This window comes from Nocardia sp. FDAARGOS_372, assembly GCF_002554515.1.
GTDB classification, from domain to species: Bacteria; Actinomycetota; Actinomycetes; order Mycobacteriales; family Mycobacteriaceae; genus Nocardia; species Nocardia farcinica.
This window is the reverse complement of record NZ_PDDW01000001.1, coordinates 176,785-192,000: the sequence shown is the minus strand read 5'-3', so window position 1 is coordinate 192,000 and position 15,216 is coordinate 176,785. Positions and strand designations below refer to the sequence as shown.

Here is a 15,216-nt window from a genome sequence, read left to right as displayed (position 1 = left end):
GGTCTCAGGCTCCGATCACCGCGTTCATGATCGTTCCCGCGCTGGTGGCGACCACGCCACCGATCATCGCGCCCGCCACCATCTTCGGGGACTGCATGGCGTTGCCCGACCACTTCTCCCAGGCGAAGCGGCCGCCCGCGTAGACGATGCTGAGGATGCCGGACAGCAGCGCGAACCAGGTCGCGTAGCGCACGAACTGCATGATCTTGTCCGACAGGGGCGGCGCTTCCGGAGTCGGATTGCCGACCTGCGCCAAGGTCGAGAACGTGTCCCCAACCGACATCAGGATGATGCTCACTGTTCACACCTCGGAATTTTCAGCAGTACCTCGGATATTCGCCCGACCCGGCAGCCGGTGGTATCGCCCGCCGCGTCACCCCCCATGATCGCGACGCCGCCGATGTCCCGCAAGGACGGCGGCACGCACGGGGAGGTGCCTGCGCCACACCGGATTACCGGATACCATCCAAGGAGCGATTCTCCTTGTCCCGAACCCGGAATGAGTAGCACGACGATGATCCTGGCCGCCGCACTCGACACCCTGGCTCAGATCGGTAACCCGACGCCCGAGGCCCCACCGGTGTCCGACAAGATCCTGCAACTCGTCCGCTATCTCACCTGGTTCGTCCTGCTCGCGGGCATCTGCGCCATCATCTACGCCGGTGGCCGCTTCGCGTGGGAGAAGTGGACCGGCGGTGGCCTGGAGTCCCCGAAAATGGTGGCCGGAGCGATGATCGGCGGCGCCGTCGCCACCAGCGCGGGCACCATCATGAACGCCGTCATCGGCTGATCGGTCGCCGCGCCGCTCAGCGCACCACGCCGGCGGCCCGCGCCGCACGCAACCAGTCCGGGAATTCGCCCAGCAAGCGGGAATACAGCTGGGCGTCGTCCACCTGGTCGATGTCGTCGAGGGCGAAGAAGCCCGCGTTGTCGACGAGGCGTCCGTCGAGGTCGTCGAGTTCGCGCAGGAGCCCGTAGTTGGCCTTGCCGAGCCCGATGAACTGCCAGAACGCCGGTAGCGCGGCGGCTTCCCGGATCAGGTCGGCGATCTCGCGTTTCTTGGCGAAGCCGCCGTCGGTGAAGAACAGCACCAGCGTCGGGCCGTCACCGGGCCGCACGGTGTCGAGCACCGCGCGGATGATCGGCGGTTCGACGTTGTGCCCGCCGAGGCGGTTGTAGTCGATGCCCTCGTGCACCCCGGACAGGTGCAGATAGGTCTGCGCCCACTGCTCGGCCTCCGCGACCGTGATGTCGGGCAGTTTGGCGTAGGACACCGCGTAGAGGTAGGCCTCGAGGGTGCCGTCGTCGTCGAGCTGGGTGGCGATCGGAACCATCCGCTCGACCACCCGGTGTACGACCCGCCGCCGGTATTGCTTGTGCATGCTGCCGGTCTTGTCGATCACCAGCACGACCCTGGCCCGCACGCCCAGCGCCCGCTTGTCCAGCAACACCTTGGCGACCTCGCGTTTGCGCAGGTCGAGGGTGGCCCGCTTCTCCAGCGAGAGCGCCGCTTCCCCGGGTACCGTGCGCACCTGCGGGACCGCTTCGGCGGCAGCGGGTTCCCGCGCGGGCGGTTCGTCGTCGACCTGCACGCCGTGATCGGTGACGAGCGCCGCGAATCCGCCTGCGTAGCCCTGGCCCACCGCCCGGATCTTCCACTGCTGGCCGCGACGGTACAGTTCCAGCGCGATCACCACGGATTCGCCGGAGAGCCCGTCGATCCGGTACTCGACCAGCGGCGTGCCCGCGCCGTCGGCGACGGTCACCACCGGCGGCGCGAACTCGCCGAACCGCCTGCCCGGGTCGTCGAGGGTCAGCACCGCGCGCACCTGCGCGATGTCGGCGGGCAGCTGGGCAGGTGAGATCTCCAGCGCGGCAGGCGAGCCCGCGACCAGCCGCACGCCGGGTGCGACGGGCTGGTTGTAGAAGACGAAGTCGGCGTCGGAGCGCACCGTGCCCGCCGCCGTGACCAGCAACGCCGACACGTCCGCGGCCGCCTCGGTGCGTAGCGACACCACGACCCGTTCCGACTCGAGCAGGGCGTTCTGGCCCTTGACCAACGAGGTGACCACCGGCTGACTCCGTCCCGTGTGCGATGGGCTCAGCCTAACGGCGAGGTGCGTGCCCGGCAGGGCTTCAGGAGGCGCCCGGCCGCACGATCATCAACACGACCACGATGGCCCACAGGGTGTTGTAGATGCCCGCGTACATGCCGAGGGCACGCAGCCTGCGCCCGTCGTCGGGGTCGCGCAACGCCTCCCGTTGCAGCGGGTGGATCTGCACGGCGATCAGCCCGCCCGCGACCAGGGTGAGCACCATCGCCGTCGAGATCCAGATCTCGCCCAGCCGCCCCTGCAGCGCGGCCAGCGCGATGCCGACCACCGGCACGATCAACGCGACCGCCACGTACCGCCCGGTGATGCGGTGCAGCGCGGCGGCGACGGCGGGGTTGCGTTGGCCACCCGCGCTGTCGGCGCCCTCGGCCACCGGCGCATAGCGCGGGAACAGGCTGGCCGCGACGGCCGAGCCACCGACGAAGACGATCGCGGCCAGCACGTGGACCGACAGCAGGACATGCTCCATGACGAACCTCCAAGCTTCAATGTGATTGAAGCTTAGCCGATGCTTTCAGCAAGGCTGAAGGTCAGCCGATCCCGCCCGTCTCGAAGGCATGCCGGATCGCCGCGCCGAGCTTGCGGCGCACCGGATCGGCCTCGGCACCGAAGAGCCGCTCGTCGACCTCGCCGACCACCCGCCGCGCCTCGGCGAGCAACCTGGTCCCCGACGCGGTCAGTTCGATGGTCGAGGCCGCGCCCGGCTTGGCCGTGGAGTCGCGCACGAGCCCGGCCGCGGTCAGCGCTTTCACCGAGGTGTGCACGCTCTGCACGCTCACCCCCGCCATGCGGGCGAGCTCACTGAAGGAGACGCCGGGCATCCGGCCGACATGCCCGAGCAACCCGAGCTTGCGCACGGTCAGGTCGAGATCGGCCAGCGCGGCGTTGAGTTCGTTCTCCACGCGCCGGGCGAGCGCGAGCACGACGATCGAGGCGCTGGTGACGGGGGGCTCCGGGCGGCCGTTCTCGGTGGTCACCGCCCCAGTCTCGCCCATCGGAAGCCGAAATCGGCAGCGCGGTCACCTTCAATGATGTTGAAGCTTTCCGGATCCTCGGTTACGCTCGGCCGACATGAGCGAATCTACTACGGTCGGTAGTAATTCCGGCGTGTCGCGGCGCGCGTTGTTCGGCGGCGCGTTGCTCGCGGCGGGCGCGGCCTCGGCGGGTGTCGCCGTGGGCCGTCGCGGCGGATCGGAAACCTCCGCGTCCGCGATCGAGCCCTTCCAGGGTCCACACCAGGCCGGTATCGCGACCGCGCTCCAGTCGACCTCGCTGTTCCTCGCCTGTGACATGGCCCGGCCGGACCGCGCCGCGCTGCGCGACCTGCTCGCGAGCTGGACCGAGGCCGCCCGCGCCCTCACCGCCGGAGCGCGGGTGCCCGACACCGCGTCGACCCCGCCGGGGTTCAGCGCGCACACCGATTTCGCCACCGGCCTCGCCCCCGCGCGCCTGACGATCACCCTCGGCCTCGGCCCCGGCATCTTCGACGACCGTTTCGGCCTTGCCGATCACCGCCCCCGCCACCTGCACCCGCTGCCCGCCTTCGCCGGCGACGCGCTGAACCCCGCCTGGAGCGGCGGCGACGTGCTCGCCCAGATCTGCGCGGACGACCCGCAGATCGTCAGCCACGCCTTCCGCACCCTGCGCGCCCGGATGCCCGGCCTGGCCCGCATGCGCTGGACCCAGCAGGGCTTCCTCGGGCTGCCCGCCGACCGCGGCACCCCGCGAAACATGTTCGGCCACAAGGACGGCACCGCCAATCCGCGCCCTGGCACCCCCGAATTCGACCGCACCGTCTGGGTCGATTCCCCCGACGAACCCGCCTGGTTCCACGGCGGCAGCTACCTGGTCTTCCGCAAGATCCGCATGAAAGTCGCCGATTGGGACCAGCTTTCGCCGGCCGAACAGGACCGCGTCATCGGCAGACGACGCGCCGACGGCGCCCCCATGAACGGCGGCGGCGAATTCGATCCGATCGACCTCGACGCCCGCTCCCCCGACGGCGAACCGCGCACCCCGGCAAATGCCCACGTGCGCCTGGTCCACGGCATCCCCATGCTGCGCCGCAGCTACAACTACGACTACGGCGTCCTGATCGCCAACGCGGGCGGCTCCCCCGACCCCACCCCGGAACTCCTGCACACCCATGCCCCCGGCACCCCGGAACACAGCCACGGCGGCCACAGCACGCTCGATGTCGGCCTGCTCTTCGCCGCCTACATGAACAACCCGCCCGAGCAGTTCATCCGAGCCCAGCACGCCCTGGCCACCGACCGGATGAACGCCCTCGTCCAGCACACCGGCAGCGCCTTCTTCGCGGTTCCGCCCGGGGTGGGCGAGAGCGATCACCTGGCCGCCGAGCTCGTGCGGTGAGACCACGACAACGCGCGACGGCGGGCCCGGCACGATGGCCGGACCCGCCGTCCGCGAGCGTTGTGCGGCGCCGGATCAGCCGAGGCTGAACGGCTGACCCCACAGAGTGACGACCGACATCACGTTGTCGGTCTCGACCTTGACCTTCACGAAGGACCGCGCCTGGGCGTAGCCCGCGCAGCCCGACAGACCGATGGTCGAATCGGCCCAGGTGACCGAGCCGCTGTTGCCCTTGAACTTGTTGTTGGTGGCGTGATCCTCGTTGCCGTAGTCGTCCGGCTTCTCGATGTCGAGGATGTAGAACGACTTGGCCTGGCCGGGGCCGAGCGTCAGCTCGCCGCCGGACTCGGCGCCCACGCCACCGGTCACGGTGTCACCGCTCCAGTCGGCCGAGCCTTCCACGCCGCCCTCGACGCCGCCGCCGTCGATGTTGACCTGGCAGCCCACCACGTAACCGGGGTAGATCTTGCCGCCGACATCCTCGCCGCCGCCGCTGATCTCGACCTGCGCGCTACCGGACACCCACGCGTTGCGGTGCACCGGGGTGGCGCCCATCGACGGGCTGATGGTCGCCGACTCGCCCACCAGACGCACGGTCACCACCGTGCCGTCGGACAGGGTCTTGGTGATCTCGCCGCCGGGCAGCGGAACGAAGGTGTCGGCGTTGGCCGCACCCGCGGACAGCATGCCGAACGCGACGGTGGCCGCGGCGCAGGCGCCTGCCGCCCGCAGTGTGTTCTTGTGGATCTTCATAGTTCTGTGCAACCCCTCCGGGTTCGAGTTCGCTTCAGCGAAGACTGGTTTGACGGATTCGACCCACGTCAGCCGATGCTGAACGGCATCCCGTAGAGGGTGGTCTTCGAGTAGTGGTCACCGATGATCTCGACCACGGTGTAGGACCGCGCCTGGGCGTAGCCCGCGCAACCCTGGATCTGGATCTCCACGTCCTGGTACTCGACCGAGTAGACACCGGGCTTGGTGATGTCCTTGTAGTCGATCTGGACGAACTTCACATCGCCGGGGCCGAGGTCCAGGCCGATGGAGCCACCGATCGAGCCGCCCTCGAGGTCGATGCCACCGGACAGGCCGGCCGAGATGGCGTCGTCACCGATGCTGACCTGGCAGCCGACGATGTAGCCGGTGTTCAGCTGGGAGGCGCCGTGGGTCGAGGAGTTGTTGGTGCCCGGGTCGCCGGCCGGACCGTTGTTGGGGCCGACCTCACCCTCGGGGGTGACGGTGACATCCGCGGTCGCGTTGCCCGAGACCCACGCGACGCGTCCCGCGCCGTTGGCCGCCATCGAGGGCGAGATCACAGCATGCTCACCGGTACGGGTGATGGTGACGCCCGGGCCGACCTTCTGACCGTCCGGCAGCGGAACGAACGTGTCCGCGTTGGCAGCGCCGGTCGAGAACAGGCCGACGGCGATGGTGGCGGCGGCGCCGATCCCGACGACGCGACCGCCGCCGCGCAACCCACTGGTGCGGTTGTTGCTCATACTTCCCCTCATCAGGTTAAAGCGGTCCACCCCGTTCAGAGGCGGTAGAACCCCTTCGCGAGGCCGCTCCAGAGCTTGGCCGCCTCCCCTGACCACGAGATGAACCAAAATCCGCCTACCCGGTGAACGGTTCTGGTCGGAAATGTGAAGAGATTGTTGAGATCGGATAACGGAATCCGGCAAAACGGGCGGATACGCAGCGATTTCCCGGCATCCGCCCCGTAACTTCCGGGTGGATCAGACCGGAGGGCGGCGGTGACGGGCGGACGTGCGCGGCTCCGGCCACCGCCGCCGTCCCGGCTTTCCCGGCGGAGTCCGAGCATCGGACGAGCAATTCGCCCGGAATCGGACCGGGCGGTCGAGCCACGCGGCGCCCGGGATTCGTCCGGCGGGTGGCCCCGGCGGCGGTCCGGGTCGCGGCGATTCCCGCTGAGACACGCCTGCCGGAGAATGCACCCGTCCGGTCGCGGGAATTCCCAGGTCACTCGTCGGCATCCGGACAGGTCAGTCGAGGGCGCGCACGATCTCCTCCGCCAGCGGCCGTGACGACGCCGGGTTCTGTCCGGTGTAGAGGGTGCGATCGACTTCGATGTGCGGCGCCCACGGTTCGCCTTCGCGGTACTCCACCCCCAGCTCGCGCAACCGGTCCGCGAGCAGCCAGGGCGCCTTGGCGGCCAACCCGGCCTGCTCCTCCTCGGCGTTGCTGAACGCCGTCAGCCGGTAGCCCGCGAACGGGGAATTGCCGTCGGCGTCGGCGGTGGCCAGCAGTGCGGCGGGCCCGTGGCACACCACGCCCAACGGCTTGCCCGACGACAACGCCTGCGCCAGCACGCGCCCGGAGTCGGCGTCGGTGGGCAGATCCTCCATCGGGCCGTGCCCGCCCGGATAGAACACCGCGGCGTAATCGGCCGGATCCACCTCGGCCAGCGGGACGGGATGCTGCAACGGCGCGGCGGTGCGCACGGCCTCGGCCAGCTTCGCCGCGTTCTCCGGCCCCCCGTTGACCTCGGGCGCCAGGCTGCCCCGGTCCACGCTCGGCACCACCCCGCCCGGTGTCGCGACGGTCACCGTGTGCCCCGCCGCGGTGAACACCTCGTAGGGGGCGACGAACTCCTCCGCCCAGAACCCGGTCGGGTGCTTCGTGCCGTCGGCCAGCGTCCAGTGGTCGGCGCCGGACATGACGAACAAGATCTCGGCCATCAGTCTCTCCTCGCATGATCGGAATCGGTGCTGTTCTCCTCGCGTACCCACGCATCGGTCTGAGTCAGCCAGAACAGGTAGGCCAATGCCGGCAACACCGTCACCCCGGCCAGCGCCACCACGACCAGCAATCCGATCAGCGTGGACCGCGCGCCCGCCGCGTCGGCGATGAGCAGCTGGTCGACCAGGATCCACGGAGTCTGGGCCACCGCCCAGCCGAGCACGATCGCCGCCACCGCCACCAGCGCCGAGACCCGCGCCCACCCGAACCGTCCCCGGTACACCAACACGAGAGTGAGCACTCCCGCGGCGGCGGACACCACGATCAACGGCAGCGCGCGCCCGAGCAGCTCGTGGCCCAGTGTCGGGGCGTCGCGGCGGATCGGGGCGATGGCCGCGATCGCGAACGCGCCCGTCACCGCACCGACGACCAGGGTGCGCGGGCGCAGATAGGCGGCCAGCGCGTCGTCGCCGGAACGGGCGGCATCGGCGGTGAGGAACACCCCGGCCAGGAACGCCGAGGTCCCCACCGCCAGCGTGCCGCCGATCAGCGAGGTGGGATTGACCCACGAACCCACCAGGTCGCCGTATCCGTCGGCGGGCACCCGGCCCGAGGCGACCGCGCCGACGACCGTGCCGAAGAAGAACGGCGTGATCAGCGAGGCCCCGGCGAACAGCGCGCCGTAGAGGCGCGCCTGGTTGATCGTGGCCGAGTACTTGCGGAAGGCGAAGTTCGCCCCGCGCAGCACGATGCCGAGCAGGGCCAGGCTCATCGGAATGAACAGCGTGGTCATGATCGCGGCGAAGGCGCCGGGGTATGCCGTCCACAGGAACACCAGGATGTAGATGAGCCAGACGTGGTTGGCTTCCCAGACCGGGCCGATGCTGTGGTCGATCAGCACGCGCAACCGTCCGCCGCGCCGCGCACCGCCCGCGGTGAGGTCCCAGAACCCCGACCCGAAATCCGCGCCGGCGAACAGCGCGTAGGCCACCACCCCGGCGAACATCGCCGAGGCGACCACATCCGACAGTTCCATCACGGCCTCCCGGCGCGCTCGGCCTCATCGACCGGCGCCGCGCCCGGCCCGTACGGGGCGGCGATGTGCACCGCGCCGGCCCGCCACCGCCGCGCCATCGACCGCAGCACGACGACCGCGCCCACCGTCATCCCGAGATAGACCAGCAGCACGATCGTGAAACTCCACCACAACCCCTCGCTGGTGCTCGCCGCGTCCCTGGTGGTCAACACCTGCCACACCGTCCACGGCTGCCGTCCCACCTCGGTGGCGATCCAGCCGCACTCGAGCGCCAGCACCGCCAGCGGCCCGGCGACCACCGCGACCCGCAGGAACCACCGGTGGGCCAGCAGGTCGCGGCGCCGCCAGCGCAGCACCCAGAACACGACCACGAGCAGCGCGAGCGCGGTGCCGACCGCGACCATCGTCTGGAAGGCCAGGTGGGTGATGTTGACCGGCGGGTGTTCGTCGGCCGGGACGGTGTCCAGCCCGGGAATCGGCGCCGTCAGCGAATTGCGGGCGATGATCGACCCCAGCCGCGGGATCTCGAGCGCGCCCCGCACCTCACCGTCGATCAGCAGCCCGCCCAGCCGCAGCGGCGCCGGTCCCTCGGTGGTGGTGGCCAGCTCGAAGGCCGCCAGCTTCGCCGGTTGCGAATCGTGCACCCGCATGCCCAGCACGTGCCCGATCAGCGGTTGCGCCAGCGCGGCCACGGTGGCGAACACGAACGGCACCGTGAAGCCCAGCCGATGGTGCTCGTCGCGCCGCCCCCGCAGCATCCCCGCCGCGTACACCCCCGCCACCACGAAGCCGACCACCATGAAAGCCCCCACCCACATGTGCGCGAACTGCAGGAACGCCGCGTCGTTGAACATCGCCCGCCACGGGTTCACGTCGGTCACCTCGCCGTCGACCAGCCGGAACCCGGTGGGATTGTTCATCCACGCGTTCACACTCACCACGCAGAAGGTGCCCACCACCCCCGCCACCGCCATCGGCACCAGCATCAACAGATGCCGCCGCGGCGGCATCCGCCCCCACCCGTAGAGATAGATGCCGAGAAAGATCGCCTCCACGAAGAACGACAACCCCTCGAACGCGAACGGCAACCCCAGCACGTCCCCGTAGCGCCCCATCAACCCCGGCCACAACAGCCCCATCTCGAAGCTGAGCACCGTGCCCGACACCGCCCCGATCGCGAACAGGATCGCCGACACCGTCGCCCACCGCTTCGCCAACCCCAACGCCACCGCGTCCCCGCGCACGATCCCCCGTCGATGCACCACGAAGATCATCGCCGGAAACGCCACCCCGAAACACGCCAGCACGATGTGCCACCCCAGCGAGAACGCCATCTGCTGCCGCGCGGGCAGCAACCCCGGCGGCCCCTCCCCCGCCGCCAGCACCCCCCACATCTCCACCACCATCGACCGCCCCTTCCTCGATACCCGAGCCGACCAGCCCTTTCCCGAGGTATCCCCCATTCCCCGGCGAAATCACCCGGTCGGCCCAGCCTCCCGGATCAGTGGATCGTCCGACCCCCGAGCGGCCTGTGCGGCGTGGCTCGGTTGCCCCTCACCGCAGGCGGCGGATGTCGCGGGGGAATTGGGCGTTCCATTCGCGGCGGTAGCCCGGGGAGACGATGTGCACGCGCAGCCGCCCGTTGCGCTCCACGCACTCCACCAGCACGCCATCACCGGGGCCGGTGGTGATTTCGACGGTGTTGCTCGGCAGGACCGCCGACATCTCGGGTGCCTTGATCGAGACGGTCGGCGGCAGCACGCCGTCCTCGGCGGCGCGGACCGCGGATTCGGCGACGTCCAGACAGGCCAGGGTGCCGTTGGTGGTGACGAGGTAGAGCTCCTCGTCGGGGTACCGCACGGAGTAGGCCGAGCCGAGCCGGAGTCGAACGTCCACAGCACCGGCGCCGAACGGGCCGTGGAGCGCGAGCTGGCGATGGCGCGACGGGTGACCGAGCGCGCCGCGCGTGCCCCCATCACCGCGGGCGCGGTCATTTCCCCGGTCCCGCTCGTCGTCGGTGCGTCGGCGCGAAAGCTACCAGCACCCAGTGACATTCAGGCGGGGACATTCAGGCGGGCCGCGGCTGGTCCTCGATGATGCGCAGCGTCCCGCCCAGGCCGAGGAACGCCGTCGGCGTGAGGCCGAACATGGCGCGGAAGGTGTCGCTGAAATGCGACGGCGAAGCGAATCCGGCGTCGACACCCGCGCGGGTGATGTCGTGCCCGGCCGCGTACGCCCGCGCCACCCGCAGCATCCGCGCCCACTGCACATAGCGGCGGAAGCTGGTCCCGGTCTGCGCGGCGAAGGTGCGGAGAAAGTAGGAGGTGGACAATCCGGCTCCTCGTGCCTGTTCCGAGGCGCGTTGGGGTTGGGCGGGATCGGCGCGGATGGCGGCCGGCGGCGATCCGGGGATCGCGGATCACCGGCAGCGGCATCCCCGCCAGCTCGAGCACCCGGTCGACGTCGAGCGGGTTCCGCTCGCACAGCGCGATCAGCTCGGCTTCGTGCCGGTGTTCGACCGGGTAGCCACCGACGGCGCGGTTCATTCCGCCGAGACAGTGCGCGACGCGGGTGGAGGTCGGATCGAAGAAGCAGTAGAGCATCCGCCCGCTGCTCCGCGCGACGTGGTGAATCGTCCTGGCGCGGAACAGGAAACTTCGCGCTTCGATGTCGCCGTGCTCGGGCACCCGCACGAGGAACGGTGCGTCGACGCCGACACCGAGCGAGGGGATGGCGGTCGAGTGCGGGTCGAGCCCGGGGCTCGGGCCGAGGTAGACCGCGTGCCCGAGCCGCACCCACAGTCGGGCCGTGCCCACATCCGCGGCGCACGTTTCCGGAAGTGCGAACCGGGTCATGGGGCCGACGATACCCACAACCGAACAACCCCAGGGAGGCGATGATGAGCAGTTCCCTCGACAGCACCGTGCGGGAGACGACCGTCGACGGCGTCCGCGTGGCCTACGTGACCGCGGGCCGCGGCGGACCACTGGTGCTGCTGCACGGCTGGCCGGAGGATCATCGCGCCTGGTCGCATCAGCTCGCACCACTGGCGGCGGTGCGGCGCGTGATCGCGCCCGACCTGCCCGGCTGGGGCGCCTCCGACCGCGATGTCCGCCTGTCCCACGACTACGACAGCGAGGTCGACCGCCTCGCCCGCCTGCTCGACGCCCTCGGCCTGGACCGCGTCGACCTGGCCTGCCACGACTACGGCGGCTTCCTCGGCCTCGGTTTCCTGCACCGGTATCCGCACCGGGTCCGCCGGTTCGCGCTCCTGAACTCCCGCGCCCACGGCACCTTCACCTGGCCCTACCGCCTGCTGTTCGGCGCGTTCACCACGCTCGCGAGCCACCGCGCCACCCGCCGCTTGCTCACCGTGCGCGCGATGTATCCCCTGCACCGCTGGGGCCTGCGCGGATATGTCCGCAACGGCTCGTTCTCCCCCGGCCTGCTCGACGACTACCTGAGCATGCTGCGCACCCCCGAAGGCCGCCGCTGGTACGCCCACTTCTGGGCCGGTTACCGGGTGCGGGTGCGCCCCGAACTCGCCGCGGGTCTGGCCGCCGTCGACTGCCCGACCACCGTGATCTGGGGACGCCGCGACCCGGCCATCCCCCTGCACACCGCCCGGGAACTGGCGAGCCGCATCCCCGGCGCGCACCTGGTCCTGCTCGACGCCGACCATTTCGTGATGGAACAACGCCCCACCGAGGTCACCGAAGCACTGCTCGCCTGGCTCGACCGGCCTGTCGAGAACACTGCGGCGGCAAACTGATTCACTCCTCGAGCCACACCAGACAGAAGGTGTGCCCGACCGGATCGGTGTAGACGCGGAAGTTCTCGGCCGCCTGCACGAACTTCGCCCCGAGCGCCAGCACCGCGGGCTCGGCGACCTCCACATCGCGCACCAGGATGTCCAGGTGGATCTGCTGCGAGGCGCGCGGATCCGGGAAGGTCGGCGGCTGATATTCCGGTGCGAGCTGGAAGGCCAGCCGCCGCCCCTGCGGATCCAGCAGCGCCACCCACGTCCGATCGCTCTCCTCCTCGATGATCTCACCGCCCAGCAGACCCCGGTAGAACTCGGCCAGCTCCCGCGGCTCCGGGCAATCCAACACAACCGTCCGCAAACCCTTGACACCCTCCGCCGTCATCATCGACCTCCTCCGCTCGGACAACGCGGTGCGTGTACCCGGTGGGGTGGGGTGGAAACCGGCCGCCCTCGGGGACGAAGTGCCCGGCTGAACCAACTACCGATCCCGCACCGCCGTGCGATCCGGTGCCAGGAGTTCGATGAGTGCGGTGACACTGTGCGCGGCCCGCCCTCGTCGACGGCCCGGCGCAGGAGGTCGTGCATCGGCGAATGCCAGGACATGTCTACCCCGGTCTCCTCCCCGAGCCGCCGGTCGTCCTCGATCGCGGCATGGAACAGCCCGATCGAAGACCCGAGCCGCGTGTAATCGCGATGGTCGATCTCCTCGGCCAGCACCGGCAGCAGCGATTCGATCATCTGCAACCATTTGACCGAGTACGGCACCATCGACCGCGCCGGCAGCCCCCGCGACGCCACCATCGCGGCCCCCTCGAAGAACCCGAGCAACGCGGGGAGCAACGTCGCGCCGACCGCGGATTCGTAGAGCGCGGCGGTATCCGGCTCGGCCCCCAGGTGCACGAGGTCCCCACCGAGCGCCCGCAACACGTCGTAGTAGCGGTCGAAGATCTCCCGCTCCCCACCGAAATACAGCAGCGTGTCCGGCTTTCCAACCGCCCCGGGCACATTCTTCACCGCGCCACCGAGGAATCGTGCTCCCCTGTCGGTGACCCATTCGGCAAATTCCCTTGCGGATGCGGGTGTTCCGCTGTTCAACGTGATGATCGTCCGCCCACTCAGCGCATCCACCGCCGCACCCAGACTGTCCCGCGTAGCCGCGAAACTCGTCGCGGTCCCGATGATCAACGGGCTCGCCGCGACAGCCTCCGCAATCCCGAGTTCCTGCCGCGCCCCCGCCGCCACCGACGCCGCCGCACGTTCCGGGGTGCGATTCCACACCGTGGTCGGATGCCCCGCCGAAAGCAGTGCCTCGGCGACCGCGGTACCCATCGAACCGGTGCCGAGCACGGTCACCGAAGTGTTCTGGCCTGTCATGAAACTCCGATCACGGGGTTGCGCCGCGCAACCACGGCGAAATTCTCGATTGGGGCGAGTGTCGATGCGCGGCAGGGCGGCGACAAGTACGCACTTTTGCCGGGAGCTCCCCACCCCGAGGTAAGCGAACAGGTCAGAGCTGGAATCGGTGGAGCAGGCTGCCCGAAGTCACAGCCGTCGTACGACGGCCGCGCCGACGTCCGCACTCGGGTCCGGTCCGAAACCGCAACGCCAGCACTTCACAGCGCACAAGCGCCCTTCATCTCCGAACCGAACAGACCGGACACCGAGGAGCGCGCGTAACTCGAAATATTGTCGGCGTTGATCGAACGCATGACGTGAATAGCCGGCCATCGGGCCAAGGCGTAGGTCATTCGTCGTAGTCGGACGGCCAAAGGATCATCGCGACGACCACCGCAAGCGGCAGCGCGATAGCCACGATCAACCCGAACTGGGCCGTCACCGTTGCACCCCGCCCAGTACCGACCAGCGCGCGAAGGACACGCGCGGAGCCGCGCACTCGACGTCGGCGGCCGCCATGATCCGATCCAGCGTCACCGCATCCACATGTGCGGAAGAGGGCAACAAGATCGTCCCCACACCCGAGGACTCGACTTGCTCGGCCAACCCCAACACGGAACACGAATCGGCCCAGAGCAGGCGGTAGCCCAACCGCCGAGCCAACCGACGAACCTGCGCGATATCCCATTCCGCCGTAGGCGACGTCGGATCTCTCCATCCGAGCGCGAACATTCCCATCCCCTATTCCTCGTTCAGCCTCAGTCAGGGCCGCCGCGCACGCCTCCCTGCCCGGTCCACCGGGGCCTCGAGGTACGGATGCGGGTTGCGGCGACGCCGAGGGCCAGTCTTCTCCCGCGCACTGTCGCGTCGCGCCTCCGCGGGTGTCTCTCGTGGAACACGGATGGCTGGTAGCTTGATCTTCCGTGTCTCATCTGTGAGAGTCCCGGTCCCTCACCAAGCCTCAGGGGAAGCACCGCATGGCGACACTTCTCAAAGCTCTACTGCAGCAACGCCATCTGCAGACGGTTTCCGCCTTCAATCGCGAGTACGATCGAATAGCGCGCCGGATCGATCCGCACATCGTCGGCAGCGGTCCGAAGAAGGCACAGTTCTACCGATGGCTGTCCGGCAGCATCGCCGGGCTGCCCTACCCCCATCACCGCCGGGTTCTCACCGAGATGTTCCCGGGCTGGTCGATGGAAGAGCTTTTCGCGCCGTATACCGGCGGTATCGGTGATCTGGCCCGCAACCGCGCCGAGTCGGCCGGGAGCACGAACAACGACGCTCCGGGCGACCGCGTGATCGTTTATGGGAGCCGAGTGGACTTCCTGCGCGCAATGCCGCCGCAGGAACTTTTCGCGGCGGCCAACAGCATCGACCTGATGGGCATTTCCCTGAACCTCTTTTGTCAGCAGTTCTCCGACACCGCGCTGCTGAGGCTGCTGGAAGACGGAGTGGCAGTCCGATGTCTCTTCTTGAACCCAGAGGGCAGGCATACCGCCGAGCGAGAGAGGGAGGAGAATCATGCAGCGGGCACGTTACGTAGTCTCACTCGACTGAACATGCACGTGTTGCAGCGTGCTGCTGCCTTGGGATCCACACCGGCTTCCGCACGACTCGAATTGCGAATCTACGACGCGCCTGCGCGCTTCAATATCACAATCGTCGATCGAGAACTCTGTGTCATGCAGCCCTACCTCCCGCACTCTCGCGGTGTGGAAGCTCCGGCCTTCGTCACCCGGCGATCCGAGAAGGCGGGCGGCGTGTTCGATACGTTCGCAGCCGTGTTCCAGAGCACGTGGACCGACGCCCGGGAGGTGACTCGGTGACCAGTT

The 15,216-nt window shown here is 69.3% G+C and carries 20 protein-coding genes; 5 read left to right on the top strand and 15 right to left on the bottom strand.

What is annotated here, in order from left to right; all coding sequences use genetic code 11:
* Positions 1 to 4 precede the first annotated feature (4 nt).
* Positions 5 to 298 (bottom strand): hypothetical protein, encoded by a 294-nt coding sequence (locus CRM89_RS01085; protein WP_011208127.1) that lies wholly within the window; start codon positions 296 to 298, stop codon positions 5 to 7.
* A gap of 216 nt (positions 299 to 514) precedes the next feature.
* On the opposite strand from CRM89_RS01085, the gene CRM89_RS01080 reads away from it, so the two are divergent.
* A complete protein-coding gene (locus tag CRM89_RS01080) occupies positions 515 to 790 on the top strand; it encodes a hypothetical protein (RefSeq protein WP_041559979.1) in 276 nt (91 codons plus the stop codon).
* A 16-nt stretch (positions 791 to 806) separates the two neighbouring features.
* Here CRM89_RS01080 and CRM89_RS01075 read toward each other — a convergent pair whose 3' ends face one another.
* The 3 genes from CRM89_RS01075 to CRM89_RS01065 all read right to left on the bottom strand — a co-directional run bounded on the left by CRM89_RS01075 (position 807) and on the right by CRM89_RS01065 (position 3,091).
* On the bottom strand, positions 807 to 2,072 hold the full coding sequence (locus CRM89_RS01075; protein WP_011208125.1) for a VWA domain-containing protein: 1,266 nt from the start codon (positions 2,070 to 2,072) through the stop codon (positions 807 to 809).
* A gap of 64 nt (positions 2,073 to 2,136) precedes the next feature.
* Positions 2,137 to 2,583: a hypothetical protein gene (locus CRM89_RS01070; protein ID WP_011208124.1), complete on the bottom strand. Its 447-nt coding sequence runs from the start codon at positions 2,581 to 2,583 to the stop codon at positions 2,137 to 2,139.
* A gap of 61 nt (positions 2,584 to 2,644) precedes the next feature.
* Positions 2,645 to 3,091, bottom strand: a complete 447-nt coding sequence (locus CRM89_RS01065) for a MarR family winged helix-turn-helix transcriptional regulator (RefSeq protein WP_098083023.1) — start codon at positions 3,089 to 3,091, stop codon at positions 2,645 to 2,647.
* A 94-nt stretch (positions 3,092 to 3,185) separates the two neighbouring features.
* Here CRM89_RS01065 and CRM89_RS01060 point away from each other — a divergent pair, with 94 nt between their 5' ends.
* A complete protein-coding gene (locus CRM89_RS01060; RefSeq protein ID WP_098083022.1) occupies positions 3,186 to 4,487 on the top strand; it encodes a Dyp-type peroxidase in 1,302 nt (433 codons plus the stop codon).
* A gap of 75 nt (positions 4,488 to 4,562) precedes the next feature.
* Here the strand turns inward: CRM89_RS01060 and CRM89_RS01055 are convergent, their stop codons facing one another.
* The 7 genes from CRM89_RS01055 to CRM89_RS31495 form a co-directional block, all read right to left on the bottom strand.
* Complete coding sequence (locus tag CRM89_RS01055) at positions 4,563 to 5,240, bottom strand: MspA family porin (protein ID WP_041559978.1); 678 nt, start codon at positions 5,238 to 5,240, stop codon at positions 4,563 to 4,565.
* A 68-nt stretch (positions 5,241 to 5,308) separates the two neighbouring features.
* Positions 5,309 to 5,983 carry an MspA family porin gene (locus CRM89_RS01050; protein WP_041559977.1) on the bottom strand — a complete coding sequence of 225 codons (675 nt, stop codon included), beginning with the start codon at positions 5,981 to 5,983 and terminating at the stop codon, positions 5,309 to 5,311.
* A gap of 504 nt (positions 5,984 to 6,487) precedes the next feature.
* A complete protein-coding gene (locus CRM89_RS01045) occupies positions 6,488 to 7,183 on the bottom strand; it encodes a type 1 glutamine amidotransferase domain-containing protein (RefSeq protein WP_060592713.1) in 696 nt (231 codons plus the stop codon).
* Positions 7,183 to 8,220 (bottom strand): cytochrome d ubiquinol oxidase subunit II, encoded by a 1,038-nt coding sequence (locus CRM89_RS01040; RefSeq protein WP_041559976.1) that lies wholly within the window; start codon positions 8,218 to 8,220, stop codon positions 7,183 to 7,185. Before CRM89_RS01040 ends, CRM89_RS01045 begins: the two co-directional genes overlap by 1 nt.
* Positions 8,220 to 9,626 carry a cytochrome ubiquinol oxidase subunit I gene (locus CRM89_RS01035; RefSeq protein WP_098083021.1) on the bottom strand — a complete coding sequence of 469 codons (1,407 nt, stop codon included), beginning with the start codon at positions 9,624 to 9,626 and terminating at the stop codon, positions 8,220 to 8,222. The genes CRM89_RS01040 and CRM89_RS01035 overlap by 1 nt, the downstream gene beginning before the upstream one ends.
* A 148-nt stretch (positions 9,627 to 9,774) precedes the next feature.
* Positions 9,775 to 10,116 (bottom strand): hypothetical protein, encoded by a 342-nt coding sequence (locus tag CRM89_RS01030; protein ID WP_098083020.1) that lies wholly within the window; start codon positions 10,114 to 10,116, stop codon positions 9,775 to 9,777.
* A 172-nt stretch (positions 10,117 to 10,288) separates the two neighbouring features.
* Complete coding sequence (locus CRM89_RS31495) at positions 10,289 to 10,552, bottom strand: helix-turn-helix domain-containing protein (RefSeq protein WP_228821999.1); 264 nt, start codon at positions 10,550 to 10,552, stop codon at positions 10,289 to 10,291.
* Positions 10,553 to 10,607: 55 nt separating this feature from the next.
* Between CRM89_RS31495 and CRM89_RS31490 the strand changes: the two genes are divergently transcribed.
* Together CRM89_RS31490 and CRM89_RS01020 are read left to right on the top strand one after the other, a co-directional pair.
* Entirely contained in the window at positions 10,608 to 11,120 is a 513-nt protein-coding gene (locus CRM89_RS31490) for a hypothetical protein (protein ID WP_228822000.1), read from the top strand.
* On the top strand, positions 11,120 to 11,992 hold the full coding sequence (locus CRM89_RS01020) for an alpha/beta fold hydrolase (protein WP_098086847.1): 873 nt from the start codon (positions 11,120 to 11,122) through the stop codon (positions 11,990 to 11,992). The genes CRM89_RS31490 and CRM89_RS01020 overlap by 1 nt, the downstream gene beginning before the upstream one ends.
* 1 nt (position 11,993) lies before the next feature.
* Here the strand turns inward: CRM89_RS01020 and CRM89_RS01015 are convergent, their stop codons facing one another.
* From CRM89_RS01015 to CRM89_RS01005, 4 genes are all read right to left on the bottom strand, one after another.
* Positions 11,994 to 12,368, bottom strand: a complete 375-nt coding sequence (locus CRM89_RS01015; protein WP_060592716.1) for a VOC family protein — start codon at positions 12,366 to 12,368, stop codon at positions 11,994 to 11,996.
* Complete coding sequence (locus CRM89_RS01010) at positions 12,368 to 13,360, bottom strand: NAD(P)-binding domain-containing protein (protein ID WP_324188825.1); 993 nt, start codon at positions 13,358 to 13,360, stop codon at positions 12,368 to 12,370. Before CRM89_RS01010 ends, CRM89_RS01015 begins: the two co-directional genes overlap by 1 nt.
* A 239-nt stretch (positions 13,361 to 13,599) precedes the next feature.
* Positions 13,600 to 13,734, bottom strand: coding sequence for a hypothetical protein (locus CRM89_RS31955; RefSeq protein WP_256385920.1), 135 nt, complete (start codon positions 13,732 to 13,734; stop codon positions 13,600 to 13,602).
* Positions 13,735 to 13,819: 85 nt separating this feature from the next.
* Complete coding sequence (locus tag CRM89_RS01005) at positions 13,820 to 14,119, bottom strand: hypothetical protein (RefSeq protein ID WP_228792355.1); 300 nt, start codon at positions 14,117 to 14,119, stop codon at positions 13,820 to 13,822.
* A gap of 239 nt (positions 14,120 to 14,358) precedes the next feature.
* Here CRM89_RS01005 and CRM89_RS01000 point away from each other — a divergent pair, with 239 nt between their 5' ends.
* The gene (locus CRM89_RS01000) at positions 14,359 to 15,210 is read left to right on the top strand and encodes a DUF5919 domain-containing protein (RefSeq protein WP_098083018.1); all 852 of its coding nucleotides are present in this window, start codon (positions 14,359 to 14,361) and stop codon (positions 15,208 to 15,210) included.
* Positions 15,211 to 15,216: the final 6 nt, after the last annotated feature.

Coding starts and splice junctions, on each gene's coding strand:
- CRM89_RS01040 (WP_041559976.1), bottom strand. CDS start 8,220: ATGGAACTGTCGGATGTGGTCGCCTCGGCGATGTTCGCCGGGGTGGTG.
- CRM89_RS01050 (WP_041559977.1), bottom strand. CDS start 5,983: ATGAGCAACAACCGCACCAGTGGGTTGCGCGGCGGCGGTCGCGTCGTC.
- CRM89_RS31955 (WP_256385920.1), bottom strand. CDS start 13,734: ATGACCTACGCCTTGGCCCGATGGCCGGCTATTCACGTCATGCGTTCG.
- CRM89_RS01020 (WP_098086847.1), top strand. CDS start 11,120: ATGAGCAGTTCCCTCGACAGCACCGTGCGGGAGACGACCGTCGACGGC.
- CRM89_RS01005 (WP_228792355.1), bottom strand. CDS start 14,119: ATGGGAATGTTCGCGCTCGGATGGAGAGATCCGACGTCGCCTACGGCG.
- CRM89_RS31490 (WP_228822000.1), top strand. CDS start 10,608: ATGGCGGCCGGCGGCGATCCGGGGATCGCGGATCACCGGCAGCGGCAT.
- CRM89_RS01070 (WP_011208124.1), bottom strand. CDS start 2,583: ATGGAGCATGTCCTGCTGTCGGTCCACGTGCTGGCCGCGATCGTCTTC.
- CRM89_RS01060 (WP_098083022.1), top strand. CDS start 3,186: ATGAGCGAATCTACTACGGTCGGTAGTAATTCCGGCGTGTCGCGGCGC.
- CRM89_RS01000 (WP_098083018.1), top strand. CDS start 14,359: ATGGCGACACTTCTCAAAGCTCTACTGCAGCAACGCCATCTGCAGACG.
- CRM89_RS01055 (WP_041559978.1), bottom strand. CDS start 5,240: ATGAAGATCCACAAGAACACACTGCGGGCGGCAGGCGCCTGCGCCGCG.
- CRM89_RS01045 (WP_060592713.1), bottom strand. CDS start 7,183: ATGGCCGAGATCTTGTTCGTCATGTCCGGCGCCGACCACTGGACGCTG.
- CRM89_RS01035 (WP_098083021.1), bottom strand. CDS start 9,626: ATGGTGGTGGAGATGTGGGGGGTGCTGGCGGCGGGGGAGGGGCCGCCG.
- CRM89_RS01015 (WP_060592716.1), bottom strand. CDS start 12,368: ATGACGGCGGAGGGTGTCAAGGGTTTGCGGACGGTTGTGTTGGATTGC.
- CRM89_RS01010 (WP_324188825.1), bottom strand. CDS start 13,360: ATGACAGGCCAGAACACTTCGGTGACCGTGCTCGGCACCGGTTCGATG.
- CRM89_RS01080 (WP_041559979.1), top strand. CDS start 515: ATGATCCTGGCCGCCGCACTCGACACCCTGGCTCAGATCGGTAACCCG.